The 22219-nt window shown below is 66.2% G+C and carries 22 protein-coding genes; 11 read left to right on the forward strand and 11 right to left on the reverse strand.

From position 1 onward, the window contains the following. Positions 1 to 55: 55 nt before the first annotated feature. The 6 genes from rseP to BM397_RS02805 form a co-directional block, all read right to left on the reverse strand. A complete protein-coding gene (gene rseP / locus BM397_RS02780; protein ID WP_092421457.1) occupies positions 56 to 1402 on the reverse strand; it encodes an RIP metalloprotease RseP in 1347 nt (448 codons plus the stop codon). A 69-nt stretch (positions 1403 to 1471) separates the two neighbouring features. After that, positions 1472 to 2641 carry a 1-deoxy-D-xylulose-5-phosphate reductoisomerase gene (gene dxr / locus BM397_RS02785; protein ID WP_092421460.1) on the reverse strand — a complete coding sequence of 390 codons (1170 nt, stop codon included), beginning with the start codon at positions 2639 to 2641 and terminating at the stop codon, positions 1472 to 1474. A gap of 9 nt (positions 2642 to 2650) precedes the next feature. Then, a complete protein-coding gene (locus tag BM397_RS02790) occupies positions 2651 to 3442 on the reverse strand; it encodes a phosphatidate cytidylyltransferase (RefSeq protein ID WP_092421463.1) in 792 nt (263 codons plus the stop codon). Next, a complete protein-coding gene (uppS, locus tag BM397_RS02795) occupies positions 3439 to 4164 on the reverse strand; it encodes an undecaprenyl pyrophosphate synthase (RefSeq protein ID WP_092421466.1) in 726 nt (241 codons plus the stop codon). Before uppS ends, BM397_RS02790 begins: the two co-directional genes overlap by 4 nt. Positions 4165 to 4192: 28 nt before the next feature. Next, complete coding sequence (gene frr / locus BM397_RS02800) at positions 4193 to 4756, reverse strand: ribosome recycling factor (protein ID WP_092421469.1); 564 nt, start codon at positions 4754 to 4756, stop codon at positions 4193 to 4195. Between the two features lie 101 nt (positions 4757 to 4857). Then, a complete protein-coding gene (locus BM397_RS02805; RefSeq protein ID WP_092421472.1) occupies positions 4858 to 5268 on the reverse strand; it encodes a SufE family protein in 411 nt (136 codons plus the stop codon). Positions 5269 to 5441: 173 nt separating this feature from the next. On the opposite strand from BM397_RS02805, the gene BM397_RS02810 reads away from it, so the two are divergent. Then, positions 5442 to 5912: a hypothetical protein gene (locus BM397_RS02810; RefSeq protein ID WP_092421475.1), complete on the forward strand. Its 471-nt coding sequence runs from the start codon at positions 5442 to 5444 to the stop codon at positions 5910 to 5912. Positions 5913 to 6038: 126 nt separating this feature from the next. Here BM397_RS02810 and rnd read toward each other — a convergent pair whose 3' ends face one another. Next, positions 6039 to 7196, reverse strand: coding sequence for a ribonuclease D (gene rnd / locus BM397_RS02815; protein WP_092421478.1), 1158 nt, complete (start codon positions 7194 to 7196; stop codon positions 6039 to 6041). A gap of 281 nt (positions 7197 to 7477) precedes the next feature. Between rnd and BM397_RS02820 the strand changes: the two genes are divergently transcribed. Further along, positions 7478 to 7663, forward strand: a complete 186-nt coding sequence (locus BM397_RS02820; protein WP_092421481.1) for a hypothetical protein — start codon at positions 7478 to 7480, stop codon at positions 7661 to 7663. Here BM397_RS02820 and purN read toward each other — a convergent pair. Beyond that, positions 7660 to 8250, reverse strand: coding sequence for a phosphoribosylglycinamide formyltransferase (purN, locus tag BM397_RS02825; RefSeq protein ID WP_092421484.1), 591 nt, complete (start codon positions 8248 to 8250; stop codon positions 7660 to 7662). The genes BM397_RS02820 and purN overlap by 4 nt on opposite strands. Then, on the reverse strand, positions 8247 to 9293 hold the full coding sequence (gene purM / locus BM397_RS02830) for a phosphoribosylformylglycinamidine cyclo-ligase (RefSeq protein ID WP_092421486.1): 1047 nt from the start codon (positions 9291 to 9293) through the stop codon (positions 8247 to 8249). The genes purN and purM overlap by 4 nt, the downstream gene beginning before the upstream one ends. A 313-nt stretch (positions 9294 to 9606) precedes the next feature. Between purM and BM397_RS02835 the strand changes: the two genes are divergently transcribed. From BM397_RS02835 to BM397_RS02875, 9 genes are all read left to right on the forward strand, one after another. Beyond that, entirely contained in the window at positions 9607 to 10656 is a 1050-nt protein-coding gene (locus BM397_RS02835; RefSeq protein WP_176806521.1) for a TRAP transporter substrate-binding protein, read from the forward strand. A gap of 152 nt (positions 10657 to 10808) precedes the next feature. Beyond that, a complete protein-coding gene (locus BM397_RS02840; protein WP_092421489.1) occupies positions 10809 to 11597 on the forward strand; it encodes a TRAP transporter small permease subunit in 789 nt (262 codons plus the stop codon). Position 11598: 1 nt separating this feature from the next. Beyond that, positions 11599 to 13041, forward strand: coding sequence for a TRAP transporter large permease (locus BM397_RS02845; protein WP_092421492.1), 1443 nt, complete (start codon positions 11599 to 11601; stop codon positions 13039 to 13041). A gap of 89 nt (positions 13042 to 13130) precedes the next feature. Further along, positions 13131 to 14291 carry a glycosyltransferase gene (locus BM397_RS02850; RefSeq protein WP_092421495.1) on the forward strand — a complete coding sequence of 387 codons (1161 nt, stop codon included), beginning with the start codon at positions 13131 to 13133 and terminating at the stop codon, positions 14289 to 14291. 250 nt (positions 14292 to 14541) lie between these two features. Then, positions 14542 to 15684 (forward strand): acyl-CoA dehydrogenase family protein, encoded by a 1143-nt coding sequence (locus BM397_RS02855; protein WP_092421498.1) that lies wholly within the window; start codon positions 14542 to 14544, stop codon positions 15682 to 15684. Further along, positions 15681 to 16712, forward strand: coding sequence for an enoyl-CoA hydratase/isomerase family protein (locus tag BM397_RS02860; protein ID WP_092421501.1), 1032 nt, complete (start codon positions 15681 to 15683; stop codon positions 16710 to 16712). Before BM397_RS02855 ends, BM397_RS02860 begins: the two co-directional genes overlap by 4 nt. 41 nt (positions 16713 to 16753) lie before the next feature. Beyond that, positions 16754 to 17626 (forward strand): 3-hydroxyisobutyrate dehydrogenase, encoded by an 873-nt coding sequence (gene mmsB / locus BM397_RS02865; RefSeq protein ID WP_092421503.1) that lies wholly within the window; start codon positions 16754 to 16756, stop codon positions 17624 to 17626. Positions 17627 to 17854: 228 nt separating this feature from the next. Further along, positions 17855 to 18487, forward strand: a complete 633-nt coding sequence (locus tag BM397_RS02870; RefSeq protein WP_092421506.1) for a DsbA family oxidoreductase — start codon at positions 17855 to 17857, stop codon at positions 18485 to 18487. Positions 18488 to 18701: 214 nt separating this feature from the next. Next, complete coding sequence (locus tag BM397_RS02875; protein WP_092422389.1) at positions 18702 to 19943, forward strand: multidrug effflux MFS transporter; 1242 nt, start codon at positions 18702 to 18704, stop codon at positions 19941 to 19943. A 289-nt stretch (positions 19944 to 20232) separates the two neighbouring features. Here the strand turns inward: BM397_RS02875 and BM397_RS02880 are convergent, their stop codons facing one another. Together BM397_RS02880 and BM397_RS02885 are read right to left on the reverse strand one after the other, a co-directional pair. After that, the gene (locus tag BM397_RS02880; protein WP_092421509.1) at positions 20233 to 21810 is read right to left on the reverse strand and encodes a methyl-accepting chemotaxis protein; all 1578 of its coding nucleotides are present in this window, start codon (positions 21808 to 21810) and stop codon (positions 20233 to 20235) included. Further along, on the reverse strand, positions 21807 to 22136 hold the full coding sequence (locus BM397_RS02885; protein WP_245695996.1) for a hypothetical protein: 330 nt from the start codon (positions 22134 to 22136) through the stop codon (positions 21807 to 21809). The genes BM397_RS02880 and BM397_RS02885 overlap by 4 nt, the downstream gene beginning before the upstream one ends. Between the last annotated feature and the right edge of the window lie 83 nt (positions 22137 to 22219).

The raw sequence follows: 22219 nt of genomic DNA on the forward strand, positions 1-22219 counted from the left end.
CCGGCCCTTGCATGGTTTGTCCCTGCCTTGCCCCGATCTCGGGGCGCGCTGTCGATCAGGGACAGAAGATGTCGTTGGTCAGCGCAAAGACCATCATCCCGAGGATCAGCACCAGCCCTGCCGACATCAGCGCACGCAGTGCCCGCTCCGACGGCGGCTTGCCGGCGACCGCCTCGTAGGCAAAGAACACCAGGTGCCCGCCGTCCAGTACCGGCACCGGGAAGAGGTTCAGAAGCCCCACCGCCGTCGACAGCACCGCGATGAAGGTCAGGAAGCTCTGCCCGCCCTGCGACGCCATGGCCCCCGAGGTCTCGGCGATGCCGATCGGCCCGGACAGGTTGCATGACGAGATATTGCCGGCGATCATGTGCCACAGGCCCGAAAGCGACCCGGCGGCGATGCTGTAGGTGCGGCTGACCGCGCCCTGCACCGCGTCCAGCGGGCCAACGGTGGATGTGGCCGGCTCGAAGAAGATGCCGCCGACAATGCCGATCCGGTAGACCGTCTGGTAACCACCGTCGGGCATCGGCTCGTCGGTGCGTTTCGGGGTCAGCGCAAGATCGAGGATCTCGCCGTCGCGCCAGACTTCCAGCCCAAGCGTCGCGCCGTCCGAGCTCTCGACCCGCTGCTTGAGCTGGTCGAAGGCGAAGATCGGCACACCGTCGATGGAGATGATCACGTCGTCCGGCTCCATCCCCGCCTCGTTGGCGGCAGAGCGCGGTACGACCTGCGAGACCAGCGGCGGATAGACGTAAGGCCCGGTCACGTCCTGACGGGTGCCGTCGCGCTCGACCGTGTAGGTCAGCGCGTTCTGCATCGGCAGGTTCTTGAGGAAGGTGTCGAAGCCCTCGGAATCATCGAAAGAGGGCGTCGGGGTGCCCTCGATCTCGAGCAGCACGTCGCCTTCCTGCAGCTCCTGCACGCTGGGTATCGGGCGCAGCTCACCGACGGTGAGCGGCTCGGAGACCTGTCCCTGTGCCATGAAGATGCCGGTGAAAAGCACGATGGTCAGCACGAAATTGAACACCGGTCCGGCGGCGACCGTAGCGGCGCGCGCCCAGAGCGGTGCGCCGGTCATGGTCTGGCGGCGCTCCTCTTCGCTCATCGCGTCGAGCGTGGCGGCATCGGAGGTGCCGCTGGCGGCGTTCTCGTCCCCCTTGAACTTCACGTATCCACCGAAGGGCAGCGCCGCGACCTGCCAGCGCGTGCCGCGCTTGTCGACCCGGCTGAACAGCACCGGCCCGAAGCCGAGCGAGAAGACGTCGGCATGGATGCCGGACCAGCGGCCGACGATGTAGTGTCCGTATTCGTGGATCGCGACGATCACCGACAGCGCGATGACAAATGCCAGCAACGTCCAGACAACGCTGCCGAATTGCGGAATCAGCTGGGTGATTTCCAAAGGCCCTGCCCTTTCAACTCGTTTCTTCTTGTCCCATGGCGGGCCGTTTGACCGGCGCGCGGGGCAGCCTCAGTGATGCTGCAGCCTAAGATCGCGCGCGGTCTCCCGTGCGAGATGGTCAGCCGCGAGCACGTTATCAAGGGTGATCTCCGCGCTTGTGACCGCGCTCTCGGCCGCGAGGCGCTCCAGCACCCGCTCGACGATCACCGCCATGTCCTGGAAACCGATGCGCTTGGCGATGAAATCGTCGAGCGCCTGCTCCTTGGCGGCGTTGAACACCGCGCCCGAAAGCCCGCCTGCCGCCATCACCTCGCGCGCCAGCCGCAGCGCCGGCCAACGGGTCTCGCAGGCCGGGCGGAAGGTCAGCTGCGACAGCTTCACCAGGTCGAGCCGTTCGACCGGCAGCGCGCCGCGTTGCGGATGGTGCAGCGCAAAGCCGATGGCGTGGCGCATGTCCGGCGGGCCGAGGTGCGCCATCAGCGCGCCGTCGCAGAAACCGACCAGCGCGTGCATCATGCTCTCGGGGTGGACAACCACTTCGATCTTCTCGGGGTCTAGGCCGAAAAATTCTTTTGTCTCGATGACTTCCAGTGCCTTGTTGAACATGGACGCGGAGTCGATGGTGATGCGCTGGCCCATGTCCCAATTGGGATGGGTGGCGGCCTGTTCCGGGGTCGCCCCGGCAAGCTTCTCGATCGGCCAGTCGCGGAAAGCCCCGCCCGAGGCGGTGATGATCACCCGCTCGACGCGGCTCATTTCCTCGCCGATGAGCGCCTGGAATACCGCGGAATGCTCGCTGTCCACCGGCAGCACGCGCCCGCCATGGGCCTGCGCCGTGTGCAGCACGAGCGGCCCCGCGCAGACCATGCTTTCCTTGTTCGCCAGCGCGAGCGTCGCACCCTTTTCCAGCGCGCGCAGGCCCGGGGCGAGCCCGGCGGAACCGACGATGGCCGACATGACCCAATCGGCCTGATGGCTTGCTGCCTCGATGATGGCCTCCGGCCCTGCAGCGGCCTCGACCGAGGAGCCGGCCAGTCGCGCGCGCAGTTCGGGCAGCAGCGCCGGATCGGCAGTCACGGCATACTCGGCGCCGAATTTCCGTGCGTCTTTGGCGAGTTGCGCGACGTTCTTGCCGCCGGTCAGGGCGACCACATGGTAGCTTTCCCGGTCACGGGAAATCAGGTCGAGCGTGCTCTGACCGATGGAGCCGGTCGCGCCGAAAATCGAAATGCGTCTCATCGGCCCCGTTCACTCCACGCCCGGCGGGAAGTCGACGATCTGCCCGGCGATGAGCAGGAAGAGCGCCGCGCCCAGCATACCGTCGAAGCGGTCGAGCAGCCCGCCGTGGCCCGGCAGCAGGTTCGAGCTGTCCTTGACGCCAGCCCGGCGCTTGATCGAGCTTTCGGCGATGTCGCCGATCTGGCTGGCCATGGAGATGGCGACCGATACGCCGATCAGTCCGAAGCCTGCCTCTCGCGACAGGATCGCAAAGAGCGCGCCGACGATGCCCGCCCCGATCCAGCCCGCCGAGGCACCGGACCATGTCTTTTTCGGGCTGACGCGTGGCCAGAGCTTGGGCCCGCCGATGGCGCGCCCGGCGAAGTAGCCGGCGACATCGGTCACCACGACCACGGTCACCATCCACAGCATCCATGTCAGCCCGAAATCCGAGCGCAGCGACATGATGCCGTAGCCGGCGAGCATGATCATCGCGGTGAAGACCGAGTAGGTCACCCCGCCCCGCTCCATCTGGCCAAAGCCCGCCATGGACGGCAGCAGCAGCAGGGGCAGCGCGAAGGCCGGTGGCAGGTAGACCGAGGCCAGCGCGCAGACCCCGGCGACGAGCGCGAGGATCTTCGCGGACTTGCCGCGGTTGGTGTCCACCATGTTGACCAGTTCCCAGACCATGCCGCCGCAGGCCAGCGAGATGGCGAACCGCCACCAGATGCCGCCCAGCCAGACGCAGACCAGCGCCACGACGATCAGTACCGCAGCCGACGCCATGCGCGGCCCGAGGTCGCTCCAACGTGCAGAGGTCATGCCTTCACACCGCCGTAGCGCCGCTCGCGCTGCCCGTAGCTGCCGACCAGGGAACAGAATTCTTCGGCCGAGAAATCCGGCCAAAGGGTATCGACGAACTCATATTCCGCATAGGCCGACTGCCACAGCAGGAAATTCGAGATGCGCGCCTCGCCCGAGGTGCGGATCACCAGATCCGGGTCGGGCAGCACGCAGGTATCAAGGTACTTGGGCAATGTCTCTTCGTTGACGTCGTCGGGGCTGAGCTTTCCGGCGGCGACATCCTGCGCCAGCCGCTGCGTCGCCCGGGCCACCTCGTCGCGGCCGCCGTAATTGATGGCGATGGTCAGGTTCACCCCGGTACAGCCCGAGGTCAGTGCCTCAAGCTCGTCCATCAGGATGATCAGCTTCTTGTCCAGCTTGACCCGGTCGCCGATGAAGCGCACCTGCACGTTCTCGGCATGCAGGGCGCGCGCCTCTTTCTGGATGTAGCGGCGGAACAGGCTCATCAGCCCCGCCACCTCGGTCTGGGTGCGCTTCCAGTTCTCCGTCGAGAAGGCAAAGATCGTGAGGTATTTGACCCCGGCATCGGGGCAGGCCTCGACGATCTCTCGAACCCGCTTGGCGCCTGCGTGGTGACCAAAAAGCCGCGGGCGCCCCCTCTGGGTCGCCCAACGGCCATTGCCGTCCATGATGATGGCCACGTGGCGCGGGCCTTTGCCGTCTCGGATCGGTTTGGGCATCGGCCCTCCTCGCTTGGGCGTCGTCGCCTCAGACCTGCATGATCTCTTCCTGCTTGGTCTCCAGCGCGGAGTCGACCTTCTTGATGTAGCCGTCGGTCATTTCCTGCACTTCGGATTCCCAGAGCTTCTGGTCGTCCTCGGACATGCCGTCGGCCTTGGCCTTCTTGATCTGGTCCATGCCGTCGCGGCGCACGTTGCGGATCGCGACGCGCGCGTGCTCCGCGTATTGGCCTGCGACCTTGGTCAGGTCGCGGCGGCGCTCCTCGTTCAGCTCGGGGATCGGCAGCATGATGATCGTGCCGTTGAGCTGCGGGTTGATGCCGAGGCCGGACTCGCGGATGGCCTTCTCGACCTTGCCGACGAGGCCCTTGTCCCAGACGTTGATGGTGACCATCCGCGGCTCGGGGACGTTGACCGTGCCGACCTGGTTGATCGGGGTCATCGAGCCGTAGGCATCGACCTGCACCGGCTCGAGCATCGAGGCGGAGGCGCGCCCGGTCCGCAGCGAGGCGAATTCGGTGCGCAGGTTGGCCATGGCACCATCCATGCGACGCTGCAGGTCGGCGGTGTCGAGTTCGAATTCTTCAGACATGTTGGTTCTGCCCGTTCAAGTCATTCCGGTTAAAAGGCGTTCTAAGCCAGAGGCGGGCGGATGTATAGCGCTTTGCATCCCGCGCGCAGCCGCCCGAAGGCTCACGCCGCAGCGGCAGCCTGTTCCTGGATCCGCTCTACCATGGCACGCAAGCCATTGGAACGCTGCGCGGAAAGATGCTCGTTCAGCCCCAGCCGGCCAAGCTCGGCGCGGGCGTCGATCGCGGCAACCTCGGCCGGGGCCAACCCGTCGTAAAGCCGGTGCAGCACGGCGATGAGGCCGCGCACGATCATCGCGTCGCTCTCGCCCTCGAAGTGCAGCTTGCCGCCCTCCCAAGTGAGGTGCAGCCAGACCTGGCTGGCGCAGCCCTCGACCTTGGTGGCGGGCACTTTCAGCGCCTCGGGCAGCGGCTCCATCGCCTTGCCCAGTTCGATCACCGTCCGGTAGCGGTCTTCCCAATCGTCGAGAAACTCGAAATCCTCGACCAGCTCTTCGAAACCTGCCTGTGCCATCTGCGCTCCTGCTTGCCGCTCCGCGCCGCATGGCTTCGGGCCGGGCGCGGGTCCTGTCGGCCTCGACTCGTAGGGGTGCCGCCGCCAAAGGTCCAGACCCGGCAATGCATGCTTTTCAAGGCGGGCCCGATACGCTAACCCGATGAGCAACACAGGCAGAGGCACGTCGTACAATGTTCAAACCCGCATCGGTCCTAATGATCTCGGCTCTCGTACTCGGCGGCTGCGTCGGCCAGGATGAAGGTGCGTCCGTGGGCACCGAAACCGGCGCGAACAACCCGCTGATCCCGCAACGCTCGGCGGTGAGCTTCTTTGCCAAGAAGGACGAGGTCTATCTCGGCCAGCCCGTCGGCATGATCACCGAATTGCTGCTCGAACGGCGTCCGGGTGGGTTCATCGTTCGCGTCAGCGGTGTCGCGGACTACCCTAGTCCCTTCGACGTGCGGCTGGTGCCGATTGCCGGCTCCGAGGACACCGGCACCCTGGCGTTCCGCCTGATGGCCCTGCAACTGGCCGGCCCGCGCCCCGAGGGCGATGCGGCGCGGACGGTCACCGCGGCGAAATGGATGACCGACAAGGAACTCGCCCCCTATCGCGCGCTGCGCGTCGAGGGACTGCGCAATTCGCAAAGCGTCGGCCGCTGAGGCAAAAGCCTTCGAAGGCTTTTGCAACTCTCTCCGAAGAGAGTTTCTCACATCCAGAAGCTCGGATCCAAAGCAAAGGGCGCCACGTTTCCGTGGCGCCCTTTTTTGCCAGCCCGATCAGGGGCGTCAGATCTCGATGACCGCGACCGCCTTGCCCTTGGCCGCCAGTGCGATCTTGCCGTCGCAGAGACGCAGCGCGTCGTCGCCGAAGACCTCGCGGCGCCAGCCGGTCAGAGCCTTCACGTCCCGCTGGCCGGCGGCGATGGCGTCGAGCTCGGCGGCCGGGGCGATCAGCTTCGAGGCGACGCCCGAGCTTTCGGTCTTGGCCTTGAGCAGCACGCGCAGCAGATCGGCGAGCGCCGGGTTCACCTGCAGCTGGTCGCGGCTGTCATCGACCTTCGGCAGGTTTTCCTTGGGGGTGTCCTGCCCTTCCTTCACCGCCGCGAGGATGCCATCGGCGATCGGACCCTTACGAGCCTCGCGCAGCAGCAGGCGCGAACGGCCGAGGTCTTCCATGGTCACCGGCTTGGTCGAGGCGAGCTCGGCCAGCGCGTCATCCTTGAACACCCGGTTGCGGGGGATGTTGCGCGACTGAGCGTAATCCTCGCGGAAGGCGGCCAGCGCCCGCACAATGGCCAGGAAGCGCGGGCTCGACGAACGGGTGCGCACGCGCAGCCAGGCCTCGTCGGGACGGGTGATGTAGGTCTCGGGATCGGTGAGCGTTGCCAGTTCTTCGCCCACCCAATGCGCGCGGCCGGATTCCTCGAGCTTGCCGGCAAGGAATTCGTAGATCACCCGCAGGTGCGTCACGTCGGCAAGCGCGTATTTCTTCTGCGCCTCGGTCAGCGGACGGCGCGACCAGTCGGTGAAGCGCGAGCTCTTGTCGAGCTGTTGCTTGGCGATGCGCTTGACCAGCGTCTCGTAGCCCACCTGCTCGCCGAAGCCGCAGACCATGGCGGCGACCTGGGTGTCGAAGAGCGGCTCGGGGATAACGCCGTGATCGACGAAGAAGATCTCGAGATCCTGACGCGCGGCGTGGAAGACCTTGACCACCGCGGTGTTGCGAAAGAGTTCCATCAGCGGCTCGAGCGACAGCCCGTCGACCAGCGGATCGACCAGTACGGCATTTTCTTCGCCGGTGCCCGGGATCGCCAGCTGGATCAGGCAGAGCTTGGAGTAATAAGTCCGCTCGCGCAGGAACTCGGTGTCAACGGTCACATAGGGCGCGGTCGCCGCCTGCGCACAGAACTCCGCAAGCTCTTCGGTCTTGGTCAATGTCTTCATGCGTGCACGGGCCCGTTCATGGATCTCTTGTTTCTCTTGGTTATCGCGCCTCCTACACCTTCGGCGCGTGAAGTTCAAAGCAGCAGAAGGCAAAAGCTGGCGCGCGCGGCATTTTCGCAGCCCTGCGCTTGCAAGGGTGTCACCTCGCAGAGCGCTGGACGGTCATTCCATCACGTCTCGTGATGATGGGGGTGACAATCATTCGTTTTTGCGAAGCGTCTAGCGCGGCTATGTTGGGGGCACTCCCAAGTCCCTCAGCAACGCTCCAAGGAGCCTCCCCCATGACCTCGCTCGACCTTGCCTACAGCTACACCCGCCGCCCCGCCGTTTCCGGCGGCTTCACCTCCATCATCGCTGCGCTGGCGCTCGTTGCGCTGCTCGGCTTGCCCGCGCTCACCGCGCCCGAAACGGACGCGGCGGCGCTCGACTGGCACGGCAATGCCGCCAGTCATCGCATCACGCGTTAAGGTAGAAGCACCGGCGTCTTGTCGCCCGCTGCAAAGCGGCGCAGCACCGCCGGGTAGAGCTTGTGCTCCATCTCCAGCACACGCGCGGCCAGGGTGTCGGGCGTGTCGTTCTCCAGCACCGGCACACGTGCCTGTCCCAGCAGCGGTCCATCATCGAGTTCCGGCGTGACTTCGTGCACGGTGCAGCCGTGCTCGGCATCGCCCGCTTCCAGCGCCCGCGCATGGGTATGCAGGCCGCGGTATTTCGGCAGCAGCGAGGGGTGGATGTTCAGCATCCGCCCCTTCCACGGCTCGACGAAGCCCGCGGTAAGCACGCGCATGAAACCCGCGAGGCAGAGGATGTCGGGCTGTGCCTTGTCCAGCTCGGCCTGCAGCGCCGCCTCGAAGCCGGGGCGGTCGCCTTTGAACGGGCGGTGATCGACCACGGCGGTGGGGATGCCCATCGCTTCGGCCTTCTTCAGCCCGCCGGCATCGGCGTTGTTCGAAAGTACCAGAACCGGACGGGCCGGGTGATCTCCGGTCATGCTCTCGGCCAGCGTCACCATGTTGGAGCCGCCGCCCGAGATGAAGATCGCGACGCGTTTCACTTCAGCGCGCCCTCGTAGGTCACGCCCTGCCCTTCGGTCACGGTGCCCAGGGTGTAGACGGTCTCGCCCTCTGCTTCGAGCAGCGCCTTCAGCGCTTCGGCGCGGTCCGCCGAGACCGACAGGATCATGCCGATGCCGCAGTTAAAGGTCTTGAGCATCTCGCGCTCCTCGATGCCACCGACCTCGGCCATCCACTTGAAGACCGGCGGAAGTGCCCAGGAGGTGAGGTCGATTGTCGCACCGCAGCCCTCGGGCAGCACGCGCGGCAGGTTCTCGGTGAGGCCGCCGCCGGTGATGTGGGCAAGCGCGTGCACGCCGCCCGAACGGACTGCTGCCAGCGCCTGCTTCACGTAAAGGCGCGTCGGCGTCAGCAGCACCTCGCCCAGCGAGCCCTCGGCCCAGGGGCAGTCGGCCTCCCAGCCAAGGCCCGAGACCTCGACCAGCTTGCGCACGAGGCTGTAGCCGTTCGAATGCACGCCGTCCGAGGCGAGGCCCAGCAGCACATCGCCCACGGCCACGTCTTTCGGCAGGTCGGTGCCGCGCTCCATTGCGCCGACGGCAAAGCCCGCGAGGTCGAAGTCGCCCGCAGGATACATGCCCGGCATCTCGGCGGTCTCGCCGCCGATGAGCGCGCAGCCCGAGCGCACGCAGCCCTCGGCGATGCCCTCGATCACCCGCGCAGCGCTATCGGTGTCGAGCTTGCCGGTGGCGAAATAATCAAGGAAAAACAGCGGCTCGGCGCCTTGGCACACGAGATCGTTGACGCACATGGCCACAAGGTCGATGCCGACGCCGTCGACGTGGCCGGTGTCGATCGCGATGCGCAGCTTGGTGCCCACGCCGTCGGTCGCCGCGACGAGGATCGGATCCTCGTAGCCCGCGCCCTTCAGGTCGAAGAGCGCGCCGAAGCCGCCCAGACCGGACATGGTCCCAGAGCGGCTGGTCCGCTTGGCCGCGGGCTTGATCCGCTCCACCAGCGCGTTGCCCGCATCGATATCCACGCCTGCATCCGCATAGGTGATGCCGTTCTTACCTTCGGTCATGCCAACCTCCGAGACCCCGTTTCGCGCGGGAATAGCGCAGGCGGGCGACGATGAAAAGCGCCCTTGCCAAGGGGATGGTGCACGGAGCGGTTTCGAGGTGAATATTTAAGGATAGATGGACGCCCAAGGTCCGCGCGAAGCAACGCCCTCCGGGGCTGTTTCTTCCGTAAGTGCCGCTGCGTCAGCAACAATCTTGCGAACCCCTACGCAGAACTGGGTATTCACAGCGCCGTGAGGCTTCGGTAGCGTCCGCTACAGGCATGAATTGCCAGCGGTACCCTTGGGAGGGGGTGCCGACACAGGGAGGAGTACCATGATCAACAAGACCTTCACGGCCATCTCGGCCGCCGCTTTCGCATTTGCAGGGGCCGCCTCGGCGCAGGAAATGTTCGAGATGACCTCGGGCTATTCCAAGAACCTGCCGATCCTCGGCACCGCCGCGGTCAACTTCGTCGAGAAGATCAACGCGATCTCGTCCGATGTCGAATTCGAGCATTTTGATCCGGGTGAGCTGGTGCCGTCGCTGGAGATGCTCGACGCGGTATCGAACGGCTCGGTGGACGCGGCCTATTCGACCTCGGGCTACTGGCAGGGCAAGATGCCCGCCGCGGGCCTCTTCGCCGCTGTGCCCTTCGGCCCCGAGCCCGGCGAGATGCTGGCCTGGATGCTCTACGACGACGGCATGACGCTGTTCCAGGAGATGTATGACACCAACGGCTACAACGTCCACGTGGTGCTCTGCGGCTCCTACGCCCCCGAGACCTCGGGCTGGTTCAAGAAAGAGATCAACTCGCTCGACGACCTCAAGGGCCTGAACATGCGCTTCTTCGGCCTCGGTGCCGAGGTAATGCAGAAAATGGGTGTCTCGACCTCGCTGCTCGGCGCGGGCGACATCTTCCCGGCGCTGGAGCGCGGCGCGATCGACGCGACCGAGTTCTCGATGCCGATCGTCGATGCCAACCTCGGCTTCTACAACATCGCCAAGTACAACTACTTCCCCGGCTGGCACCAGCCCGCCACCATGTTCGAGCTGCTGATCAACAAGGATCGCTGGGAAGACCTCGACGAGAGCAGCCAGAAGCAGATCGAGATCGCCTGCATGGCCAACCTGACCGACAACTTCGCCGAAGGCGAAGCCAAGAACTTCCCGGCTATGGTCGAGAACGTCGAGCAGCACGGCGTGACGATCAAGAACTGGACCCCCGAGCAGCTCAAGCAGTTCGAAGCGGCCTGGCTCGAAGTGGTGGAAGAGCTGAAAGCCGAGGACGAGATGTTCGCCAAGGCCTGGGCCGACCTCAGCGAGTTCCGCGAGGGCTACAAGACCTGGTTCAACAACATCTACCTGCCGCGTCCTTGGAACTGAGGCAGATCGGCTGATTGCCGGGCGTTCGCGCCCGGCCTCCTTCGGCGCGCCGGAACCTTCGGGGGCGCGCCGTTTTCGCGTCGCTGGGGCCCCTCGGGCGCGGCGCTGATCCCATGCAACCCCCGCAAGGCAAGCAATAAAGGACTAGGCCCGTGGAGGATTTCAAGGTCGCCATCTCCGACCCCGGAGAGATCGGACGCAAGGACCAGAACCGGGGCGACAGGTTCATCGTGCACCTGTCCAATCTCTTCGCCTGGTTGTTCCCGATCCTGATGGTCGCCATCTGCGCCCAGGTGGTGCTGCGCCAGATGGGCCACAACCAGGCCTGGCTCGATGACCTGCAATGGTGGCTCTATGGTGTCGCCGTGCTGATCGGTATCGCCTACGCGGTGACCACCGGCAGCCACGTGCGGGTCGACATCTTCTACGACAACTTCGAGAAGCGGAAGCGTCTGATCATCGACATCATCGCACTGGTCTGGCTGTTCTTCCCCTTCGTGCTGCTGTGCTGGGACGTGACGCTGGACTACGCGCTGACCTCGATCGCCGCCGACGAGGGCTCTTCCAGCCCCAACGGGCTCCACAATCTGTGGATCCTGAAGACGCTGATGAACCTCAGCTTCATCGTCATCATGGTGGCGATCTGGTCGGCCTACGTGCGGCACCTGTCGCAGCTGACCCGGCCGGCGCTGTGGAAGCAGCTGCTCTTCGCCCTGCCCTCCACCATCTTCGGCATCCAGCTGATCATCTGGTACGCCTGCGTCGGCTGGCTGATGGCGACCGACCCCGAGGTGGACAACATCCGCACCGCAACCCGCGCCGCGATCTTCGACGACCTCGAGTTCGGCCCCTGGGAAATGAAGAAGACCATCGCCCTGGCGCTTGTTGCCACGGTGATCGTGATTGTTGTGGCGCGTCTCTTCGCGCGTAAGGAGCGCTGAGATGCTGCACTTCCTCGGCCAATACCTGACGCTGAACGAGATCGCCGTCGCGGCCATGTTCCTGACCTTTATCTGGATGCTGTTCCGCGGCATTCCCGTGGCGATGGCGCTGGTCGGCGTGAGCCTGATCTTCGTCATCCTGTCGCAGATCCTGCTCGACCCGTTCCGCGCCGACTTCAAGGACGTGATCGAGTTCGACCGCATCGGGCTCGAGTACAATCGCCTGCTGGCGCTCTCGGGGCGGCTCTTCGGCAATATCGTCAATAACCCGGTGCTCGTGGCACTGCCGATGTTCATCTACATGGGGCTGATGCTCGACCAGTCGGGCGTGGCGCAGCGGATGATGCACGCGATGCAGAAGCTCTTCGGGAGCCTGCGTGGCGGCCTGTCGCTGACCGTGCTGCTGATCGGCATCATCCTCGCCGCCTCGACCGGGGTGATCGGGGCCTCGGTGACGCTGCTCGGGGTGATGGCGCTGCCCGCGATGATGGCGCAGAACTACTCGAAGCCGATCGCGACGGGCACAATCGCCAGCGCCGGCACGCTGGGTATCCTGATCCCGCCGTCGATCATGCTGGTGATCATGTCGGACCAGCTGGCGATCTCGCTCGGCGATCTGTTCATGGGCGCGCTGTTCCCGGGGCTCATCCTCGGCGCGCTCTACATCGTGTTCATCGTGGTCTACGGCTTCATCTCGCCCGCCTCCATGCCCGCGCCGGAGAAGTCCGGCAAGGTGGGCATGGAAGAGGTGAAGGAGGTGCTGCTCGCCGTGGTGCCGCCGATGTTCCTGATCCTGCTGGTGCTGGGCTCGATCTTCGTCGGGGTCGCGACGCCGACCGAAGCCTCCGGCCTCGGCGCGCTCGGTGCGACGCTGCTGGCGCTGGTCAACCGCAAGCTCGACTGGAAGGTGTTCCGCGAGGTGGCGCGCTCGACGCTCAACACCGCGGGCTACATCACCGGCATCTTCCTCGCGGCGAACTTCTTCGCCTTCGTGCTGCGCCGCTACGGCGGGGACGAGATCGTGCAGCACCTGGTGCTCTCGGCCTTCGACAACCCCTACCTGACGATCGCCTTCATCCTGTTCATCGTCTTCTGCCTCGGCTTCCTGCTCGACTGGATCGAGATCACCATCATCATCATGCCGCTGATGCTGCCGATCATCCAGGGACTGGAGCTGGCGGTGCCGGGCTTCGACCAGGTGCGCGACCCGCAGGTGGTCTGGTTCGCCATCCTCGTGGCGGTGACCTTGCAGACCTCGTTCCTGACACCACCGGTGGGCTTCGCGCTCTTCTACCTCAAGGGTGTCTGCCCGCCGGGCGTTAACCTCGGGCACATCTACAAGGGCATCATCCCCTTCGTGGTGCTGCAGCTGCTGGGCCTGTTCATCGTCTTCGAGTTCCCGGCCCTGACCACCTGGCTGCCGGCGATGGCCTACGGCGAATAGGTCTGATCCGACACCGGACCCCGCCGCCCTTGCGCGGCGGGGTCTTCACGGGCATGTAGGCGCGGCACCAAGACCCCGGGAGATCCCGCATGAGCCGCCAATTCAAGACCTGCATCGTCACCTCCGACTACCATGTGCCGGGCGAGACCTTCATCAACCGCCACATCGAGCACATTTTCGGCGGCGACACGGTGGTGCTCTGCGGCCGGTTCAACGGCAGCAATCCGTACGACAAGCCGCTCTTCGAGCGCCGCTCGAAACTCTCGCTGTCGGACAAGGTTCTGGCCCCCGTGGCGATGGGCTGGAATTCGCTGACCGAGGGCACCGGCCGCTTGCCCTTCGGCGCGAACCGCACCCGCCTGATGCAATGGCTCCACGATCAGAAGGTCGAGGTGATCCTCGCCGAATTCGGCACGCAGGCGCTGGTGGTGGCCAAGCTGGCGAACGAGATGAACCTGCCGGTGTTCAGCTATTTTCGCGGCACTGACGCCTCGCGCGCGCTGACCTCGCCGCAGAGGGTCAAGAGCTATCGCAAGATGATGCCGCGGCTCGACGGGATATTCTCGGTCTCGCAGTTCCTGCTCGACAACCTCGCCAAGCACGGTGTCTCCCATCCGAATGCGCATGTTGTGCCCTCGGGCGTCGACGTGCGCCGCTTCGTGCCGGGCGAAAAGGTGCCGGGCTCCTGTCTCGCTGTAGGTCGCATGGTCGACAAGAAGGCACCGCAGATCACGCTGCGGGCCTTTGCCGCCGCCGCCAAGGGGCGCGAGGCACATCTCACCTTCATCGGCGACGGCCCGCTGCTCGAGCCTTGCAAGGCACTCGCGGCCGAGCTTGGCGTCGCGGCGCAGGTCACCTTCACCGGCGCGCTGCCCCATGACGCGGTGCGCCAGCATCTGCTGACCACCGAGACCTTCCTGCAGCACTCGATCACCGACAGGAACGGCAACACCGAGGGCCTGCCCACCGCCATCCAGGAAGCGCTTGCCGCGGGCTGCATCACCGTCTCGACCCTGCACGCGGGGATCCCCGAGGCGGTGACCGAGGGCGAGACAGGTTTCATGGTGCCGGAATGGGACGAGGAGGGCTTTGCCGGGGCCATCGCGAAGGTGCTCGACCTGCCCGACCGCGCCGCCATGTCCCGCGCCGCCCGCGCCACCGCCGAGGCGAAGTTCGACAACGCCGTGCTGCTGAACAAAGTCGAGGACGAGATCCGGCGCTGCGTCGCGCTGCGCGATAGCGGGGTCTGAGGCTCTTCCCCGGACCCTTCATCGTTCCGAAAATACGCATGCAGCGCCGGGGCGTTGCCCGGCGTTCGGTGGGGGCGCAGCCCCCGAGGCGCTGTGCGCCTTTCCCCCGAGATATTTCAGTCTAGACGAAGTTGCGCGGCGTTTCCCCGCCGCGGGTGGCTTGCATCGGCCGGGAAATCCCGCCATGTTCTGAACGAACGTTCATTTCCGGGGTTGGGAGGCCGCGGAACCATCGGGAAAGGGAGGCCCCATGGAGTTTGCACCGAGCGAGGAGCAACAGGCGATCTTCGACATGGCGAGGGCGTTCGGACAGGAGCACATCGCGCCCTATGCCCGCGACTGGGAGGCGGCGGGCACGATCCCGCGCGAGCTCTGGCCGAGGCTGGCGGAACTGGGCTTCGGTGGGCTCTACGTCTCCGAGGAAAGCGGTGGCTCGGGGCTGACCCGGCTCGACGCCACGCTGGTCTTCGAGGCGCTCAGCATGGCCTGCCCCTCTGTGGCAGCCTTCCTGTCGATCCACAACATGTGCGCCAAGATGATCGACGCCTATGGATCCGACGCGCTCAAGGCGCGGGTTTTGCCCGGCGCGCTGACCATGGAAACGGTGCTCTCCTACTGCCTGACCGAGCCGGGCTCCGGCTCGGACGCCGCGGCGCTGCGCACGAAGGCCGAGAAGAGCAATGACAGCTACCGGCTCACCGGCACCAAGGCATTTATCTCCGGCGGCGGCTATTCGGATGCCTATCTCGTCATGTGCCGCACCGGCGAGGACGGGCCAAAGGGCATCTCGGCGATCCTCGTGGAAGATGGCACCGAGGGACTGAGCTTCGGCGGACTCGAGGACAAGATGGGCTGGAAGAGCCAGCCGACCCGACAGGTGCAGCTCGACGGCTGCGAGGTGCCGCTTGTCAACCTGCTCGGCGAAGAGGGCAAGGGCTTTCGCTATGCCATGGCCGGGCTCGACGGCGGGCGGCTCAATATCTCGGCTTGCTCGCTCGGCGCGGCCCAGGCGGCACTGGATGCGACGCTGGACTACATGGCCGAGCGCAAGGCTTTCGGCACCAGCATCGACCAGTTCCAGGCGCTGCAGTTCCGGCTGGCCGACATGGAGATCGAGCTGCAGGCGGCGCGGGTCTTCCTGCGGCAGGCGGCCTGGAAGCTCGACACCGGCGCGCCCGATGCCACGAAATTCTGCGCCATGGCCAAGAAGTTCGTCACCGAGGCAGGTTCCAAGGTCGTCGATCAGTGCCTGCAGCTGCACGGTGGATACGGCTACCTGGCGGACTACGGTATCGAAAAGCTGGTGCGCGACCTCCGGGTGCATCAGATCCTCGAGGGGACCAATGAAATCATGCGCATGATCACCGCGCGCAGCCTGATCGGAAACCGATGACCGAGATCCTGACCCGCAAGAGCGGCCGCGCCGGCCATATCACCCTCACCCGGCCCAAGGCGCTGAACGCGCTGAGCTGGGAGATGTGCCTCGAGGCGGAAAGAGCCCTCGACGCCTGGGCCGAGGACCCCGAGGTGGCGCTGGTGATCCTCGACGCTGAGGGCGAGCGCGCCTTCTGCGCCGGCGGTGACATCGCCGAGATGTACCGGCGCGGGCTGGACGGTGACGTGGATTTCGGCCGCCGCTTCTGGGCCGACGAATATCGGATGAATGCCAAGCTCGCCGCCTACCCCAAGCCCATCGTTGCCTTCATGCACGGCTTCATCATGGGGGGCGGTGTCGGGCTCGGCGGACATTGCTCGCACCGGGTGGTGGGCGAGAGCGCGCAGGTGGCCATGCCCGAATGCGGCATCGGCTTCGTGCCGGACGTGGGGGGCTCCCTCCTGTTGGCGCGGGCCCCCGGCAGGCTTGGCGCGCATCTGGCGCTGACCGCCGCGCGCATGGGGCCCGGAGATGCGATCCACGCGGGCTTCGCCGACGTCTTCGTGCCCGAGGTGGACTGGGAATTGCTCAAGGAACGGCTGATGGAGACCGGCGAGACCTCGGCGCTGGACGAGGCCGCGCGCCCTGCCCCGCAGAGTCCGATGGCGGCGGCACAGAGCGAGATCGACGCGCTTTATGGCTCGGGCGATCTGGGGGGAGTCGAGACGGCGCTTGCCGGCTCGGACAGCGAGTTGGCACAGGCTGCGCTGAAGCAGGTTCGGCGCAATTCGCCGCTGTCGATGGCCACCACGCTGGAGATGCTGGCGCGGCTTGGCCCTGCTCCGGACGACATCGAGGCGGCGCTGGCGCAGGAATATCGCGTCGCCTTCCGCATCATGCAGCAAGGCGATTTTCTTGAAGGGGTGCGCGCGCAGCTGATCGACAAGGACCGCAACCCGCATTGGAGCCTGCCGCTGGACGGCGTTCCGTCGGCGCGGGTTTCGGCGCTGCTGGCGCCGCTGGCAGAGGATGAACTGGCGCTCTGAGCCTTTGGCATCGGGCACCTGGGCTTGGGGAGGAGAGAGACATGAAAATCGGTTTCATCGGACTGGGCAACATGGGCGCGCCCATGGCGGCGAACCTGATCGCAGCAGGCCACGAGGTCATCGGCTTCGATGTGGCGGGCGTCATCGTAGAGGGCGCGGCGCAGGCGGGCACCGCGGCGGAGGCGACGGCGGGCGCCGAGGTGGTCATCACCATGCTGCCCAATGGCGCGATCCTGCGCAGCGTGGCGGCGGAGGTCATTCCTACCATGAACCCGGGCGCGGTGCTGCTCGATTGCTCGACGGTGGACGTGGAGAGCGCCCGCGCGGTGGCGGAGGACGCTCGGGCCGCCGGACTTGGTGCCCTCGACGCGCCGGTTTCGGGCGGCATCGGCGGTGCGGCGGCGGGCACGCTGACCTTTATGGTCGGCGGCTCGGAAGAGGCCTTTGCCACCGCCAAACCGCTTTTCGACATCATGGGGCAGAAGGCCGTGCACTGCGGTCCCTCGGGCAACGGCCAGGCGGCGAAGATCTGCAACAACATGATCCTTGGCGTCACCATGATCGCCACCTGCGAGGCCTTCGCGCTGGCCGACAAGCTGGGTCTCTCGCGCGCGGCGATGTTCGACGTGGTCTCGACCTCTTCGGGCTACAGCTGGTCGATGAACGCCTATTGCCCGGCGCCCGGCGTCGGCCCGAAATCGCCAGCCGACAACGGCTACACGCCGGGCTTCGCCGCCGAGCTGATGCTGAAGGACCTCGGCCTGTCGCAGCAGGCCGCCGAGGCCGCGGATGCCGACACGCCGATGGGGGCCCGGGCGCTTGAGCTCTACCGGGCCTTCGTCGAGGAGGAGGACGGGCGCGGTCGGGACTTCTCGGCCATGTTGCCACGCTTCGAGACACGCGGGCGCGGCTGAGACCCCCGGGAGGGGGCGCTGCCCCCTCTCCGCCCGCGGCGAACTCACCTCCAGCTTATTTGGTCTGGCTTGTCTGGAAAGAGAAGGATCACGTTCTCCGGCTTGGCTCGCGGGCGCGGAGCGGTCCGCCTCTATTTCGGGTAGACCCGAAATACTCTGCCTTCGGCGCGAGTGCTGTCGCCAAGGCGCGCCTGGCCTGCTATGAGGCGAGGAAAAGACGGACCTCTGATGACCACGATTGATATCTTCTCCGACCCGATCTGCCCCTGGTGCTACATTGGCAAGGGCCTGCTGGATCGGGCGATGACCGAGCAGCCGGATCACGGCCTGACCCTTCGTTGGCGCCCTTTCATGCTGAACCCGGAAATGCCGGCGGGCGGCATGGACCGCCGCACCTATCTCGAGGCGAAGTTCGGCGGCAAGGAAGGCGCGGTGCAGGCCTATATGCCGATCGCCGAAAAGGCCGCCGAGGCCGGGCTGGAGATCCATCTCGACCGGATCCGCACCACCCCTTCGACCGTCGACGCGCATCGGCTGATCCATTGGGCCGATGTCGAAGGCGTACAGACCGCCGTCGTCTCCTCGCTGTTCCGCGCCTATTTCGTTGACGGGCGCGATATCGGCGATGCCGAGGTGCTGGCCGACGTCGCCGACGGGTCGGGCATGGATGGTGCCATGGTCCAGCGCCTGCTTGCCACAGAGGCGGACCTGCCCGAGATCGCGCAGATGGACGCTTCGGCGCGGAGCATGGGTGTGAGCGCGGTGCCGACCTTCGTGGTTGCCGGCCAGCACGCGGTGCCCGGCGCACAGCCCACCGAGCTGTGGCTGCGGGTCATCGAGGAACTCCGCGCCCAGGCCTGACGCCGCGGTTCTTCGCGAGGCCTGGCGCGCGCGTACCCGCCGCATCCGCGCCGAGCCTGTGCATGGAGCGCGCCGCGTCTGTGCGGCGATGGACCGCCGGGCGGGTTCCGCTGCGTCGCTTTTCCAGCTAGCTCTAGGGCGACACCCCTGTCCCCTCCTCCTGCCTCGCGATCTGTCGATCCGCGGGGCTTTTCCTGCCGAGACCGAAATGACCATGACATCCTCCGATCCCAAGGACGCGGCCGGCGCGTCGAAGGGCCCCGGCCGCTTTGAATTCATCGCCCTGCTCGCCGCGATGTTCGCGACCATCGCCTTTTCCGTCGACGCGATGCTGCCTGCCCTGCCGCAAATCGGCACCGAGCTGACGCCGGACGACCTGAACCGCGCGCAGTTGGTGGTGACCAGCTTCGTCTTCGGCATGGGGATCGGTACCCTGTTCACCGGGCCGCTGTCGGACACCTTCGGACGCAAGCCGGTGATCCTCGGCGGTATCGCGATCTACATCGTCGCGGCGCTGCTCGCGGCGGGCGAGGACACGCTCGAGATGGTGCTCGCGGCGCGCATGCTGCAGGGGCTGGGCGCCGCAGGGCCGCGGGTGGTTGCCCTGGCCATCGTGCGCGACGTCTACGCCGGGCGGGGCATGGCGCAGATCATGTCCTTCGTGATGATGGTCTTCACCCTCTTCCCCGCGCTGGCACCCAGCATCGGGACGCTGATCATCGGCTTCGCCGGCTGGCGCGGCGTGTTCCTGGCCTTTGTCGCCTTCGCCTCGATCATCGCGATCTGGATGACCATCCGCCTGCCCGAAACCCTGCCGCGCGAGCGCCGGAGGCCGTTCCGTGCCGGCCCGCTCTGGGCGGCCACCAAGGAGCTGCTCGGTCACCCGGTGGTGCAGGTCTCGATCGGGGTGCAGGCGCTGGTTGCTGCCTGCATGTTCTCGATGATTTCGTCGGTGCAGCAGATTTACGACATCAGCTACGGCCAGGGCACCTATTTCCCGCTGTGGTTCGGCGGCGCGGCGGTCTTCGCGGCATCTGCAAGCTTCGTTAACGCCAAGCTCGTGGGCCGGCTGGGAATGCGGCGGATCGTGACCGCGGTGCTGCTGATGCAGATCGTGCTTTCGGCCCTCGCCTGCGTGATCTTCGCCAGCGGGCTGACCGGAAACCTCGGCTTTGCCGTCTTCCTGATCTGGCAGGTTTCGGTCTTCTTCATGATGGGCCTGACCATGGGCAACGTGAACGCCATCGCCATGGAGCCGGTGGGGCATATCGCGGGCATCGCCTCTTCGCTGCTCGGCGCCCTGTCGACAGTGATCGCGGTGGTCCTGGCGGTACCGGTGGGGCTGATGTTCAACGGCACGCCGTTGCCGCTGTCCATCGGCGTCTTCGTGGAGGTCAGCCTCGCCTTTCTGCTGATGCTGCGACTGAAAAAGCTCGAAGCGGCCTCGGGGAGCTGAGCCGAACCGCCGCGGCCCGGCGATAGCCGGGCTACGAATACCATGCGCCCCGGATGCCTCTGCTCCGGGGCGCGGCATTTTCGAGGTGGTCGCCAAACCACAACCGCGCGCTGTCGAGGGTAAAGATTTACCGCGACCTATAGTCTGCCCCTGCTTGGGCACGCTGGCCCGATCGCAGAGGTGCGACGCTTGATGGGAAGCAGTTCCCACGCACAATGGCTCAGGACCCGCGGCGCAGCGGGTCCGGGTGCGGCGCAGGTGAAGCGAAGGTGGATCAAGCTTCCTGCGATCAGGCGCTGCGCGCGTTGTGGGCTTTTGCCGGTGTCGGGGGGGCGAGACGGAACACGGCCATGTCCCGCGCCAGGTCCCGCGCATGGCCGCGCAGGCGCAGCCCCATGGCAGCCATCTCCTCGCTCAGGGCAGCACTTTCCTGGGTCTGGCTGTCAAGCCGCGAGACCGCATCGGAGAGCGCCGACAGGCGTTCCGACTGCCCCTTCGCGTCGTCGCGGATCTCCGTGATCATGTTGCTCACCGTGCTGACCGCGGTGACAATGGCGGACAGGCGCCCGCCGGCTTCATTGACCAGCTTGGCGCCCTCGGACACCTGTTCCTCGCTGTCGAGGATGAGTTGTTTGACGCCGGCGGCGGCTTCGGAGGTGCGCTGCGCAAGTTGCCGCACCTCCGAGGCGACCACCGCAAAGCCCTTGCCCGACTCCCCGGCGCGCGCTGCCTCGACCCCGGCGTTCAGCGCCAGAAGATTGGTCTGGAAGGAAATGTCGTCGATCAGGTCGATGATCTTGCCGACCTCGGACGAACTCTGTTCGATGAGTTGCATGGCTGCGATTGCCCGGTCGGTCACCGCCCCCCCTCCCTCGGCGCTGTCGCGGGCCAGTCGCGCCTGTTCGGACAACTCACCCGCGCGTGTCGCAGTCCCGCGCAAGGCACCGGTAACCTCCGCCATGCCGCCGGCCGCCGTGCTGAGTTGCTGGGCCTGCCGTTCGCTGCGGGTGGAGAGGTCGCCGGTGACCTGCTCCAGCGCGCCAGCCTCTTCGTCGACGCCATCGGCGGTGCGCCGGGCGCTGTCCAGCGCATCCTGCAACTGCCCGAGGGCGCGGTTGAAGTCCTGACGCAGCGACTCGAAGACACCTTCCATCGGCTCATCGAGCGCGCAGTTGAGATCGCGCTCGGCGAGCGCGTGGAAGTGTTTCGAGAAGCGCGCGACAAGGTCCTGTGTCTGCTGAGCCGTTGCCTCGGCCCGGACCTGCGCCTCCGCGGCCCTGAGGCTTTCGTCGGCGAGCCTTTCGGCGCTTTCGGCGAGACGCTGGCGCGCGGCGTTGCGTTGCAGGATCGCGAGGGTCAGGATCAGCCCCTCCATGATGACGATACCGCCGTGCAGCACCACGCGCATGAGGTTCTCGATCAGGTCGGACGAGGGAAAGACCAGCGCCGGCATCAACAGAACGAGGCCGAGGTGCTGCAGCGCGACCAGAAGGCAGCCGAAGAGCAGCACATTCACCCGCCCCAGGATCGAAATGCCGGCGAGCATGACGAAATAGATCATGTGCGTGTCGAGCTGCCAGGGGTGCAGCCTGTAGGCAGCGGTGAGGATTGAGGCTTCGGCGACGACCACGGCACAGAGCACGTGGTCGGTGAGCCCGCTGCGCAGCCGCATCGCGAGCGCGCCGATCATGAGGAGCGCGGCAGCGGCCCCGGTGCTCGGCATCATCACCCGGCCGAGGTAGAGGTCGGTGACCACGAAGACCGGCAGCAACATGATCCCGAGCAGCAGCAGCATCCTGCGTTCGGAAAGGGTCCGGACCCGCTCCTGCAGGGCGCCGGAAAACGATCTCAGGGCCCTTCGGCTCATGGGCGGACTCCACAGATGGTGGCCAGCGCCCGGGCATCGCGGGTGGCCCAGGCCCCGAGGGCCCGCAGCCGCGCCACCGGCGCCGGTCCCTCGAAGGTGGCGAACGTTCCGAATGGGGCCGAGGCCGGGCCGATCTGCCGCCCTCCGGCCTCGATGACCAGCGCCGGGGCCCCAAGGCCCCATGGCGGCGCGATGACCAGGACGACGCCTGCAGCCGTTTCGCCCCCGGGGCCGCCGAAGATCGCAAAGACTCCGGCCCCGAGGCTGATGGTGAGCACGCAGGCCAGCAGAAGCGCGGTCATGAAATCCTCAGCTTTTTGTTTCATGACGCCTGCATAAGCGGCGAAGGTTTTCGATTTCGCTAATCGTCCCGGGAAAATGCGGCGAATTGAGCGACGTTGCGGTATAC

It is taken from the genome of Alloyangia pacifica (assembly GCF_900116195.1).
Classification (GTDB): domain Bacteria; phylum Pseudomonadota; class Alphaproteobacteria; order Rhodobacterales; family Rhodobacteraceae; genus Salipiger; species Salipiger pacificus.

Bases quoted from the DNA above. Each gene is read 5' to 3' on its own strand.
- BM397_RS02885 (WP_245695996.1), bottom strand. From the start codon at position 22,136: ATGAAACAAAAAGCTGAGGATTTCATGACCGCGCTTCTGCTGGCCTGC.
- BM397_RS02875 (WP_092422389.1), top strand. From the start codon at position 18,702: ATGACATCCTCCGATCCCAAGGACGCGGCCGGCGCGTCGAAGGGCCCC.
- frr (WP_092421469.1), bottom strand. From the start codon at position 4,756: ATGTCTGAAGAATTCGAACTCGACACCGCCGACCTGCAGCGTCGCATG.
- mmsB (WP_092421503.1), top strand. From the start codon at position 16,754: ATGAAAATCGGTTTCATCGGACTGGGCAACATGGGCGCGCCCATGGCG.
- BM397_RS02820 (WP_092421481.1), top strand. From the start codon at position 7,478: ATGACCTCGCTCGACCTTGCCTACAGCTACACCCGCCGCCCCGCCGTT.
- BM397_RS02855 (WP_092421498.1), top strand. From the start codon at position 14,542: ATGGAGTTTGCACCGAGCGAGGAGCAACAGGCGATCTTCGACATGGCG.
- BM397_RS02870 (WP_092421506.1), top strand. From the start codon at position 17,855: ATGACCACGATTGATATCTTCTCCGACCCGATCTGCCCCTGGTGCTAC.
- BM397_RS02835 (WP_176806521.1), top strand. From the start codon at position 9,607: ATGATCAACAAGACCTTCACGGCCATCTCGGCCGCCGCTTTCGCATTT.
- dxr (WP_092421460.1), bottom strand. From the start codon at position 2,641: ATGAGACGCATTTCGATTTTCGGCGCGACCGGCTCCATCGGTCAGAGC.
- BM397_RS02805 (WP_092421472.1), bottom strand. From the start codon at position 5,268: ATGGCACAGGCAGGTTTCGAAGAGCTGGTCGAGGATTTCGAGTTTCTC.
- purM (WP_092421486.1), bottom strand. From the start codon at position 9,293: ATGACCGAAGGTAAGAACGGCATCACCTATGCGGATGCAGGCGTGGAT.
- rnd (WP_092421478.1), bottom strand. From the start codon at position 7,196: ATGAAGACATTGACCAAGACCGAAGAGCTTGCGGAGTTCTGTGCGCAG.
- BM397_RS02845 (WP_092421492.1), top strand. From the start codon at position 11,599: ATGCTGCACTTCCTCGGCCAATACCTGACGCTGAACGAGATCGCCGTC.
- uppS (WP_092421466.1), bottom strand. From the start codon at position 4,164: ATGCCCAAACCGATCCGAGACGGCAAAGGCCCGCGCCACGTGGCCATC.
- BM397_RS02860 (WP_092421501.1), top strand. From the start codon at position 15,681: ATGACCGAGATCCTGACCCGCAAGAGCGGCCGCGCCGGCCATATCACC.
- BM397_RS02850 (WP_092421495.1), top strand. From the start codon at position 13,131: ATGAGCCGCCAATTCAAGACCTGCATCGTCACCTCCGACTACCATGTG.
- BM397_RS02810 (WP_092421475.1), top strand. From the start codon at position 5,442: ATGTTCAAACCCGCATCGGTCCTAATGATCTCGGCTCTCGTACTCGGC.
- BM397_RS02790 (WP_092421463.1), bottom strand. From the start codon at position 3,442: ATGACCTCTGCACGTTGGAGCGACCTCGGGCCGCGCATGGCGTCGGCT.
- BM397_RS02880 (WP_092421509.1), bottom strand. From the start codon at position 21,810: ATGAGCCGAAGGGCCCTGAGATCGTTTTCCGGCGCCCTGCAGGAGCGG.